This is a genomic window from Pseudomonas sp. St316, assembly GCF_018325905.1.
Classification (GTDB): Bacteria; Pseudomonadota; Gammaproteobacteria; order Pseudomonadales; family Pseudomonadaceae; genus Aquipseudomonas.
Window position 1 is genome coordinate 2,322,266 of record NZ_AP021901.1, and the last position, 11,344, is coordinate 2,333,609.

An 11,344-nucleotide genomic window follows, 5' to 3' on the forward strand; every position below is an offset into this window, starting at 1 on the left:
CATAGAAACAAGCTGATGAGGAACCGTCTGATGGCCGGCAAAACGCTCTACGACAAGCTCTGGGATTCGCATTTGGTCAAGCAGCGCGACGATGGCTCGGCGCTGATCTACATCGATCGTCACATCATTCATGAAGTGACTTCGCCGCAAGCCTTCGAAGGCCTGCGCCTGGCTGGGCGCAAGCCTTGGCGTATCGATGCCAACATCGCGACCCCGGACCATAACGTACCGACCACGCCGGAGCGCAAGGGCGGCATCGAAGCCATTGCCGACCAGGTATCGCGCTTGCAGGTCCAGACCCTCGACGATAACTGTGACGAATACGGCATCGTTGAATTCAAGATGAACGATGTGCGCCAAGGCATCGTCCACGTCATCGGCCCGGAGCAGGGCGCGACCTTGCCTGGCATGACCGTGGTCTGCGGCGACTCGCACACCTCGACCCACGGTGCTTTCGGGGCCCTGGCCCACGGCATCGGCACCTCCGAGGTGGAGCATGTGCTCGCCACCCAGTGCCTGGTCGCCAAGAAAATGAAGAACATGTTGGTGCGCGTCGAGGGCAAGTTGCCGTTCGGCGTGACGGCCAAGGACATCGTCCTGGCGGTGATCGGCAAGATTGGCACCGCCGGCGGTAACGGCCATGCCATCGAGTTCGCCGGCAGCGCGATCCGCGACCTGTCGGTCGAAGGCCGCATGACCATCTGCAACATGTCCATCGAGGCCGGTGCCCGCGTTGGCCTGGTGGCCGCCGATGAAAAAACCGTGGAATACGTCAAGGGTCGCCCGTTCTCGCCAAAAGGCGCGGAATGGGACATGGCGGTCGAGGCCTGGAAAGACCTGGTCTCCGATGCCGATGCCAAGTTCGATACCGTGGTCGAACTCGACGCCACGCAGATCAAGCCGCAAGTCAGCTGGGGCACTTCGCCTGAGATGGTGTTGGCGGTGGACCAGAACGTACCGGATCCGGCCAAGGAAATGGACCTGGTCAAGCGCGACTCCATCGTCCGTGCCTTGAAATACATGGGCTTGAGCGCCAACCAGGCGATCACCGACATTCAGCTTGACCGTGTGTTCATCGGCTCTTGCACCAACTCGCGGATCGAAGACCTGCGCGCCGCGGCGGTGATCGCCAAGGGTCGCAAGGTTGCTTCGACCATCAAGCAGGCCATCGTGGTGCCGGGCTCGGGCCTGGTGAAGGCCCAGGCTGAAGCGGAAGGGCTGGACAAGATTTTCCTCGAGGCCGGTTTCGAATGGCGTGAGCCAGGGTGCTCGATGTGCCTGGCGATGAACCCGGACCGTTTGGAGTCGGGCGAGCACTGCGCCTCCACCTCCAACCGTAACTTCGAAGGCCGTCAGGGCGCCGGTGGCCGTACGCACCTGGTGAGCCCGGCCATGGCCGCTGCGGCGGCTGTCAACGGCCGTTTTGTCGATGTCCGCGAATTGATCTGAAGGAGCGCAGCATGAAAGCTTTTACCCAGCACACCGGTCTTGTCGCGCCTTTGGATCGTGCCAACGTCGACACTGACCAGATCATTCCCAAGCAGTTCTTGAAGTCCATCAAGCGCACCGGTTTTGGCCCGAACCTGTTTGACGAATGGCGTTACCTGGATGTGGGCCAGCCGTACCAGGACAACTCCAAGCGGCCGTTGAACAAGGATTTTGTGCTCAACGCCGAGCGTTACCAAGGCGCCAGCGTGTTGCTGGCCCGTGAGAACTTCGGCTGCGGCTCGAGCCGCGAGCACGCGCCATGGGCCCTGGAAGAGTACGGTTTTCGCAGCATCATCGCGCCGAGCTACGCCGACATCTTCTTCAACAACAGCTTCAAGAACGGTTTGCTGCCGATCATCCTCAGCGATGCTGACGTGGATGAGCTGTTCCAGCAGGTCGAAGCGAACCCTGGCTACCAGCTGCAAGTCGACCTGGCGGCCCAGACCGTGACCCGTCCCGACGGCAAGGTGCTGGGTTTCGAGATCGACGCGTTTCGCAAGCATTGCCTGCTCAACGGCCTGGATGATATCGGCCTGACCTTGCAGGACGGCGAGGCGATTGCCACGTTCGAGGCCAAGCACCGGGCGAGCCAGCCTTGGTTGTTTCGCGATGCTTGATTGATTTGAGATTCAGACAGTACTGGCCTCATCGCGAGCAAGCTCGCTCCCACACTGGATTTGCGGCGTCCACAAACCCTGTGGGAGCGAGCTTGCTCGCGATGGGGGCCGCCCAAGCGATACAAATCTTAAGGACATCCCATGACCAGCACCGCCCACAGTCAGGTTGTACAAAAGCAATTCGGTGAGCAGGCCTCGGCCTACCTGAGCAGTGCCGTGCACGCCCAGGGCGCCGAGTTTGCGCTGCTACAGGCTGCGCTGGCTGGCCGTGGCGATGCCCGTGTCTTGGACCTGGGGTGCGGCGCCGGCCATGTGAGTTTCCACGTGGCGCCGCTGGCCGGTGAAGTGGTGGCTTATGATTTGTCCCAGCAGATGCTCGACGTGGTCGCCACGGCGGCTGCCGAGCGTGGCCTGGGCAATATCAGCACGGTCTGCGGCGCCGCGGAGCACCTGCCGTTCGCCGACGCTGAGTTCGACTTCCTGTTCAGCCGCTATTCGGCGCATCATTGGAGCGACCTGGGTCTAGCATTGCGCGAAGTGCGCCGGGTGCTCAAGCCGGGCGGCGTGGTGGCGTTCATCGACGTCCTGTCGCCTGGCATGCCGTTGCTGGACACGTACCTGCAAAGCGTCGAAGTGCTGCGCGACACCAGTCATGTGCGCGATTATTCTGCCGGCGAGTGGTTGCGCCAGGTCAGCGAAGCGGGGTTGCACATCCGCAGCACCTCGCGCCAGCGCCTGCGCCTGGAATACCACTCTTGGGTCGAACGCATGCGCACGCCCGAGGTGATGCGCGGGGCGATCCTTGAGCTGCAGCGTTCGATGGGCGATGAAGTGCGTGAGTATTTTGAGATTGAGGCCGATGGTTCGTTCAGTACAGATGTACTGGTGCTGTGGGCCGAGCGATAGCATTTTTCCCGGCCAGGCGTTGGGTACAAAGCCCAGGCGTGTGCCGACAGAGCAAACGAGGAAAGCATGAGCAAGCAGATTCTGATTCTCCCCGGTGACGGTATTGGCCCGGAAATCATGGCCGAAGCGGTCAAGGTCCTGGAACTGGCCAACGACAAATACGGCCTGGACTTCGAGCTCAGTCACGACGTGATCGGCGGCGCGGCCATCGACAAGCACGGCGTACCCCTGGCCGATGAGACCCTGGACCGTGCCCGTGCCGCCGATGCCGTGCTGTTGGGCGCCGTAGGCGGACCGAAATGGGACAAGATCGAACGCGACATCCGCCCCGAGCGCGGCCTGTTGAAAATTCGCGCGCAACTGGGCCTGTTCGGCAACCTGCGTCCGGCGATTCTTTACCCGCAACTGGCCGATGCCTCGAGCCTGAAGCCGGAAATCGTCTCGGGCCTGGACATCCTCATCGTCCGTGAGCTGACCGGCGGCATCTACTTCGGCGCCCCGCGTGGCACCCGTGAGCTGGATAATGGCGAACGCCAGGCCTACGACACCCTGCCGTACAGCGAAAGCGAAATCCGCCGTATCGCCCGGGTCGGCTTCGACATGGCCCGCGTGCGTGGCAAGAAGCTGTGCTCGGTGGACAAGGCCAACGTGCTGGCTTCCAGCCAGTTGTGGCGCGAAGTGGTCGAGCAGGTGGCCAAGGATTACCCGGACGTCGAACTGAGCCACATGTACGTCGACAACGCCGCCATGCAACTGGTGCGCGCGCCCAAGCAGTTCGACGTGATCGTCACTGACAACCTGTTTGGCGACATCCTGTCCGACGAAGCGTCGATGCTCACCGGTTCCATCGGCATGCTGCCGTCGGCCTCCCTGGACGCCAACAACAAGGGCATGTACGAGCCGTGCCACGGTTCGGCGCCGGACATCGCCGGGCAGGGCATTGCCAACCCGTTGGCGACCATCCTGTCGGTGTCGATGATGCTGCGTTACAGCTTCAACTTGAACGATGCCGCCGACGCGATCGAAAAAGCCGTCAGCCTGGTCCTGGACCAAGGCTTGCGCACCGGTGATATCTGGTCGCAAGGTTGTACCAAAGTCGGTACGCAGCAAATGGGCGATGCAGTAGTCGCCGCGCTGCGGAATCTGTAATCTTTCGGGCCCACTGCTTCGACGGTGGCCCACTTTTGTATAGGTGTAGTTGCGATGAAACGTGTAGGTCTGATCGGTTGGCGCGGCATGGTCGGTTCCGTGCTCATGCAGCGAATGCTGGAAGAGCAGGATTTCGATCTCATTGAGCCGGTGTTTTTCACCACTTCCAATGTCGGTGGCCAAGGCCCGTCCGTGGGCAAGGACACCGGTGCGCTCAAGGATGCCTACAGCATCGAAGAGCTCAAGACCCTCGACGTGATCCTGACCTGCCAGGGCGGCGACTACACCAGCGAAGTCTTCCCCAAGCTGCGTGAAGCCGGCTGGCAGGGTTACTGGATCGACGCCGCTTCCAGCCTGCGCATGCAGGACGACGCGGTGATCGTTCTCGACCCGGTAAACCGCAAGGTCATCGACCAGCAGCTGGACGCGGGCACCAAGAACTACATCGGCGGCAACTGCACCGTCAGCCTGATGTTGATGGGCCTGGGCGGCCTGTTCGAAGCCGGTCTGGTGGAATGGATGAGCGCCATGACTTACCAGGCCGCTTCCGGTGCCGGCGCGCAGAACATGCGTGAATTGATCAAGCAGATGGGTGCCACCCATGCCGCTGTCGCCGATGACCTGGCCAACCCGGCCAGCGCCATCCTGGACATCGACCGCAAGGTCGCCGAAGCGATGCGCAGCGATGCCTACCCGACCGAGAACTTCGGTGTGCCGCTGGCCGGCAGCCTGATCCCCTGGATCGACAAGGAACTGCCTAACGGCCAGAGCCGCGAAGAGTGGAAGGCCCAGGCCGAAACCAACAAGATCCTGGGTCGCTTCAAGAGCCCGATCCCGGTGGACGGCATCTGCGTGCGCATCGGCGCCATGCGCTGCCACAGCCAGGCGCTGACCATCAAGTTGAATAAAGACGTGCCGATCGCCGACATCGAAGGGCTGATCAGTCAGCACAACCCTTGGGTCAAGCTGGTGCCGAACAACCGCGAAATCAGCATGCAGGAGCTGAGCCCGACCAAGGTCACCGGCACTCTGAATGTACCGGTGGGTCGTCTGCGCAAACTGAACATGGGCTCGCAGTTCGTCGGTGCCTTCACCGTCGGCGACCAACTGCTGTGGGGCGCGGCCGAACCGCTGCGTCGCATGCTGCGGATCCTGCTCGAGCGTTGATCGATTGCGGCTGTGAAAGAACCCGTGCCTTGTGAGAGGTGCGGGTTTTTTATTGGGGGCAGTTGTGTCGGGGCTGACCTCATCGCGAGCAAGCTCGCTCCCACATGGGGGCTTCAGTGACCACAAAACCTGTGGGAGCGAGCTCGCTCGCGATGAGGCCCGCCCAGGCACTGCAAACCCTCCGGCCAATTGCCTGCCTACCCAGCACCCGGTAAAGTGCCGCTCCCCACGTTTTACCTGAGGTAGACCCATGAGCCAGTCCTTTGATATTGCCGTGATCGGCGCCACCGGTACTGTCGGCGAAACCCTCGTCCAGATTCTCGAAGAGCGGGACTTCCCGGTCGGCAACCTGCATCTGTTGGCCAGCAGCGAATCGGCAGGTAGCTCGGTGATGTTTCGCGGTAAAAACGTGCGGGTGCGCGAAGTCGACGAGTTCGATTTCAGCAAAGTCCAACTGGTGTTCTTCGCCGCCGGCCCGGCGGTGACCCTGAGTTTCGCCTCGCGGGCCACGGCGGCTGGCTGTGCGTTGATCGACCTGTCCGGCGCCTTGCCGCCCGAACAGGCGCCGCAGATCGTGCCGGAAGCCAACGCCCAGATGCTCGCCGGTTTGAGCAAGCCGTTGCAGGTCAGCAGCCCCAGCGCTTCGGCCACGGCCTTGGCGGTGGTGCTGGCGCCGCTGCGCGAATGCCTGGACTTGCAGCGCATCAGCCTGACCGCCAGCCTCGCGGTGTCGGCCCAGGGCCGCGTGGCCGTGAGCGAGTTGGCGCGCCAGACCGCCGAGCTGCTCAACGCCCGTCCGCTGGAGCCGAAATTCTTTGATCGGCAGATGGCATTCAACCTGCTGGCCCAGGTCGGCGCCCCGGACGAGCAAGGCCATACGCAGTTGGAAAAGCGCCTGGTCCGCGAGTTGCGCCAGGTGCTGAATCAACCTTTGTTAAAGATTTCCGTCACTTGCATTCAAGCCCCGGTGTTTTTTGGCGATAGCTTTAGCGTGACTGTGCAGTCTGCGAGCCCCGTCGACCTGGCCAAGGTCAACGCGGCGTTGGAAGCGGCGCCCGGTATCGAGCTGGTGGAAGCGGGTGATTACCCGACGGCGGTGGGCGATGCGGTGGGGCAGGATGTGGTCTACGTTGGTCGTGTGCGCGGTGGGATCGACGATCCGGCGGAACTAAATATGTGGCTGACGTCAGATAACGTGCGCAAGGGCGCGGCACTCAATGCCGTGCAGGTGGCTGAGTTGTTGATAAAAGACTTGCTGTAAAAGATACTTGGCATCAATTTGTCGAATGATTCTAGCTGGGCGCTATGCTTGGCCGGAGTGCTGAAGGCGAACATCCCTCTGGGGGACTTTCCCGGGGCATGAGTGAAATGATCGCGCGCACCGTCGCTTCGGGGCTGCGCGCAATGCCTTACGGCAGCGGCATCAATACCTTCTCGCTGGCCGAGGAATGTTCAAACAAAGGAAGAGGCTATGGTTCAAGTTCGCAAACTGGTGTTAGCAATAGCGGCCGCCTCGGCGCTGTCCTCCGGTATGGCGCAAGCGCTCGGGCTCGGGGAATTGACCCTGAAGTCGACGCCGAACCAGCCTCTGGTCGCCGAGATCGAGTTGCTCGACGTCCAGCAACTGACCGCTGCCGAAGTCGTGCCGAGCCTGGCCTCGCCCGACGACTTCGCCAAGGCCGGTGTCGACCGCCAGGCCTTTCTCAACGACCTGAGCTTCACCCCGGTGATCAACGCCAATGGCAAGAGCGTCCTGCGGGTAACGTCCAGCCGGCCGTTGTCCGAACCCATGGTCAAGTTCCTGGTCCAGGTGATGTGGCCCAACGGCCGTCTGCTGCGCGACTACAGCGTATTGCTCGACCCCTCCAAATTCTCGCCACAGGCCGCCGACGCCGCCCGGGCGAAACCGCCCCAGGTCGTGTCCACGCCGGTCACCGGCGCCACCAAGCCGTCCCAATACACCACCACGCCGCGCGATACCCTGTGGGAAATCGCCGCCAAAGTGCGCAACGGTGGGTCGGTCCAGCAAACCATGCTGGCGATCCAGGCGTTGAACCCTAACGCGTTCATCAACGGCAACATCAACCTGCTCAAGACCGGTCAGGTGTTGCGCCTGCCGGACCCGGTGCAAAGCACTGCATTGCCGCAACCCCAGGCTATCGCTGAAGTGGCTGCGCAGAACGCCGCCTGGCGCTCGGGTCGTCGTGGCGTGGCGGGTGCTGGCAAGCAGCAGCTGGATGCCACCAAGCGTGGCCGTGGCGAAGGCGCGCCGGCACAGGCTGCCGGTCGCGATAACTTGAGCCTGGTGTCGGCTGACTCAGCGAAGGCGGGCGGCAAGGGCAAGGGCGCTGCTGGCGATGCCCAGGCGCTTACCAACAAGCTTGCAGTTACCCAGGAAAGCCTCGACTCGGCTCGCCGGGATAACGAAGAACTGAAAAGCCGCATGGCGGACCTGCAAAGCCAACTGGACAAACTGCAACGCCTGATCGAGCTCAAGAACAACCAACTGGCCAAGATGCAGGCCGAAGGCGCCGCTGTTCCGCCTGCTGGCGAGGCACCTGGGGCGATATCCGCGCAGCTGACTCCCGCGCCAGCGACACAGGCCCCGACGGCAGCACCTGCGCCAGAGGCGGCCCCGGAAGCGACGCCACCTGCCGCTCCGGTCGAGCCGACGCCTGCCGCGTCCAACGAGCAAAAATACAACGATCTGCTGACCAATCCGATCCTGCTGGGATTGATTGGCGGCGGCGCGCTGCTCCTGCTGTTGTTGCTGTTGTTGCTTGCCCGTCGCCGCAAGGCCCAGCAGGAAGCGGAAAAACACTTGCGCATGGCCCGGGCCCTCGAGGAGGAGGCTGACTTCTCCCCGGAGCTCGATCTGCCCCCGAGCAGCTTCGAGGGCATTGACGTTCCGCCACCGAGCGTAAAACTTGAGCCAAAACCCGTGCCCGCTCCTGCGCCAGTACCCAAGCCGGCTCCGGTGGTCGCGCCTGTAGTGGTCACACCGCCTATCGCCGCGCCATTGGTGGCCCCAGCCGCCGAGCGTTCCGACGACGTGCTGCCCCAGGCCCAGTCCCATATCGATCGCGGCCGCTTGAATCAGGCCGCCGACCTGCTTGAGCAGGGTATCAAGGCCGAGCCTCAGCGCAGCGACTTGCGCCTGAAACTGATGGAGGTCTACGGTCAGCAGGGGGATCGCGACGCCTTTGTCGCCCAGGAACGCCAACTGGTGGCCAACGGCGAAAACTTTGCCCAGGTCGAACAGCTGAAAAGCCGTTTCCCGGCCATGGTGGTCGCCACCGCCGCAGGCCTGGCCGCCGCGACCGTGGCAGCGGAACTGGACGCGCAGTACGTCAAGGATCTGCTGGAAGACAATTCGCCAACCGACGAGGAGCTCGACAGCGCCTTCGACCTGAGCCTGGATGACCTGGAAACGACCCCGGTCGCGCCGACGCCAGAGCCTGTCGCTGAGCTGGACGCGTTCCCTGAAGACGATGACCTGAGTTTCGAGTCGGTGCTCAAGCAGCAGACTGAGGCCAACGAAAGCCTGGACGACCTGTCGGATTTCGACCTGGACCTGGACCTGGGCGCCGATGCGCCAACCCCGGTCCCGGCGCTCGACGATGAAGACTTCCTGCTGGACCTGGGCGATGATCTCAAGGGGCTGGACCTGCCGGCTACCGAAGCGCCAGCCTTGGCCGATACGCCAGCTGACGATCTCGAACTGCCGGCGGATTTCGATCTGTCCCTGTCTGACGAAATGGACGCGCACGATGCGCCCAAGGATGCCTTCGAGTCCGAGTTGGACGATGTAAACGCCGAACTGGATCGCCTGTCCGACAGTCTGGGCCAGCCGACGTTTACCGCCGAAGATGCCTTGGTTGGTGCTGAAGACGAACCGGACTTCGACTTCCTTAGCGGTACCGACGAAGTGGCGACCAAGCTCGATCTGGCCCAGGCCTACATCGACATGGGCGACAACGACGGCGCTCGGGACATCCTTGGTGAAGTCCTCAGTGAAGGCAACACCACGCAGAAGAGCGAAGCACAGGAGATGTTGACGCGCTTGGCGTGAGTCAGCGATTAAACGAAAACGGCAGCCGATGAGGCTGCCGTTTTTGTTTGGGGCCGGATTAGCGGGTGTTTGGGCTGGCCTCATCGCGAGCAAGCTCGCTCCCACAAGGGTGCTGCGGTGAGCTCAGCATTCATGGCCCGCCCGCGTATCCCCTGTGGGAGCGAGCTTGCTCGCGATGGCGCCAGCCCATTAAACACAGGATTACCCGCCGGACTGGCATCCCAAGCCATCGGCCTTATAATGCCCGCCTTTGCGTACCTCAGCAGGCTGTAATTCCTTGGCAAACATAGACAACCCGGCCGCCGAAATGGCGGCCGACGGCTTTTTCCGCATCGCCTTGGGCGTTGAATACAAGGGCTCGCGCTATCGTGGCTGGCAGCGCCAGGCTTCCGGTGTATTGACGGTGCAGGAAACCCTTGAAAACGCCCTGTCCAAAGTCGCCGACTCGCCCGTGTCGCTGCATTGCGCCGGCCGCACCGATGCCGGCGTGCATGCCTGCGGCCAGGTGGTGCATTTCGACACCCAGGTCGAGCGCTCGATGAAGGCCTGGGTGATGGGCGCGAACATCAACTTGCCCCACGATGTCAGCGTCAGTTGGGCGAAGGTGATGCCGGCGCATTTCCATGCCCGCTTCAAGGCCATCGCCCGGCGGTATCGCTACGTGATCTACAACGATCAGATCCGCCCGGCGCACCTGAATGAAGAAATCACCTGGAATCACCGCCCGCTGGACGTCGAGCGCATGGCCGAGGCCGCGCAATACCTGGTCGGCGTCCATGATTTCAGCGCCTTCCGGGCCGGTCAGTGCCAGGCCAAGTCGCCGATCAAGGAGTTGCATCACCTGCGCGTGACCCGTCACGGCAAGATGATTGTGCTCGACATCCGCGCCAGTGCGTTCCTGCATCACATGGTGCGCAACATTGCCGGCGTGCTGATGACCATTGGTGCTGGCGAGCGGCCGGTGGAGTGGATCAAGGAGGTGCTCGACAGTCGTGTCCGTCGCTCCGGTGGCGTCACGGCGCACCCGTTTGGCTTGTATCTGGTGCAGGTCGAATATCGCGATGAATTCGAACTGCCGCAGCGTTACATCGGGCCACATTTCCTCACGGGCTTCTCGGAACTCGACGGCTGACGCCCTGCGCAGCATTTGCTACCATCCGGGACTTTCACGGATTTGCCTGAGGTTTTACCCACCATGCCGGTCGTTCGCAGCAAGATTTGCGGGATCACCCGCGTCGAGGACGCGTTGGCGGCGGTCGAGGCCGGGGCCGATGCCATCGGGCTGGTGTTTTACGCCAAGAGTCCGCGCGCGGTGACGGTGCAGCAGGCCAGGGCGATCATCCAGGCCTTGCCGCCGTTCGTGACGCCCGTGGGCTTGTTCGTCAATGCCAGTCGTTGCGAGTTGGGCGAAATACTCGACGCGGTGCCGCTGGGCTTGTTGCAGTTCCATGGCGATGAGACCCGAGCCGATTGCGAAGGCTGGCATCGTCCGTACATCAAGGCGTTGCGGGTCAAGGCCGGGGATGACATTGCCGCCAGTTGTGCAGCGTTCGCCAGTGCCAGCGGCATTTTGCTGGACACCTATGTGGAAGGCGTTCCCGGAGGGACGGGCGAAGCGTTCGATTGGTCGCTGGTGCCCCAAGGCTTGGATAAACCGATTATCCTGGCAGGTGGCCTGACGGCGGAAAATGTCGCTGCGGCCATTCGCCAGGTTCGCCCTTACGCGGTGGACGTGAGCGGCGGGGTGGAGCAGGGCAAGGGCATCAAGGATCCGGCAAAGATTCGCGCGTTCATGGCCGCTGTGCGCAGCGGCCAGTCGTCAATGTGACGGCTGGCAGACTGCCGCCGTCCATACCTGCACTGTACAAAGCAGGCAGGCACCGCCTTCGGGTGGGCCGATAACGTAGTGGTAACCGCAGTGCAGCGGTTGCCGGGATGGCTGAGG

The 11,344-nt window shown here is 62.6% G+C and carries 9 protein-coding genes; all 9 read left to right on the forward strand.

Going from position 1 to position 11,344, the window contains the following annotated elements; all coding sequences use genetic code 11:
* Positions 1 to 30 precede the first annotated feature (30 nt).
* The 9 genes from leuC (at position 31) to KI237_RS10530 (ending at position 11,227) form a co-directional block, all read left to right on the forward strand.
* A complete protein-coding gene (gene leuC / locus KI237_RS10490) occupies positions 31 to 1,449 on the forward strand; it encodes a 3-isopropylmalate dehydratase large subunit (RefSeq protein WP_003203866.1) in 1,419 nt (472 codons plus the stop codon).
* Between the two features lie 11 nt (positions 1,450 to 1,460).
* Entirely contained in the window at positions 1,461 to 2,105 is a 645-nt protein-coding gene (gene leuD / locus KI237_RS10495; RefSeq protein ID WP_212799752.1) for a 3-isopropylmalate dehydratase small subunit, read from the forward strand.
* A 141-nt stretch (positions 2,106 to 2,246) separates the two neighbouring features.
* On the forward strand, positions 2,247 to 3,011 hold the full coding sequence (locus KI237_RS10500; protein ID WP_212799753.1) for a class I SAM-dependent methyltransferase: 765 nt from the start codon (positions 2,247 to 2,249) through the stop codon (positions 3,009 to 3,011).
* A 66-nt stretch (positions 3,012 to 3,077) separates the two neighbouring features.
* Positions 3,078 to 4,160 (forward strand): 3-isopropylmalate dehydrogenase, encoded by a 1,083-nt coding sequence (leuB, locus tag KI237_RS10505; RefSeq protein ID WP_212799754.1) that lies wholly within the window; start codon positions 3,078 to 3,080, stop codon positions 4,158 to 4,160.
* Between the two features lie 54 nt (positions 4,161 to 4,214).
* A complete protein-coding gene (gene asd / locus KI237_RS10510; RefSeq protein WP_003203857.1) occupies positions 4,215 to 5,327 on the forward strand; it encodes an aspartate-semialdehyde dehydrogenase in 1,113 nt (370 codons plus the stop codon).
* Positions 5,328 to 5,577: 250 nt separating this feature from the next.
* A complete protein-coding gene (locus KI237_RS10515; protein ID WP_212799755.1) occupies positions 5,578 to 6,588 on the forward strand; it encodes an aspartate-semialdehyde dehydrogenase in 1,011 nt (336 codons plus the stop codon).
* Positions 6,589 to 6,798: 210 nt separating this feature from the next.
* Positions 6,799 to 9,399: a FimV/HubP family polar landmark protein gene (locus tag KI237_RS10520; protein ID WP_212799756.1), complete on the forward strand. Its 2,601-nt coding sequence runs from the start codon at positions 6,799 to 6,801 to the stop codon at positions 9,397 to 9,399.
* A gap of 307 nt (positions 9,400 to 9,706) precedes the next feature.
* Complete coding sequence (gene truA / locus KI237_RS10525) at positions 9,707 to 10,531, forward strand: tRNA pseudouridine(38-40) synthase TruA (protein ID WP_212800583.1); 825 nt, start codon at positions 9,707 to 9,709, stop codon at positions 10,529 to 10,531.
* Positions 10,532 to 10,594: 63 nt separating this feature from the next.
* Positions 10,595 to 11,227, forward strand: coding sequence for a phosphoribosylanthranilate isomerase (locus tag KI237_RS10530; protein ID WP_212799757.1), 633 nt, complete (start codon positions 10,595 to 10,597; stop codon positions 11,225 to 11,227).
* Positions 11,228 to 11,344: the final 117 nt, after the last annotated feature.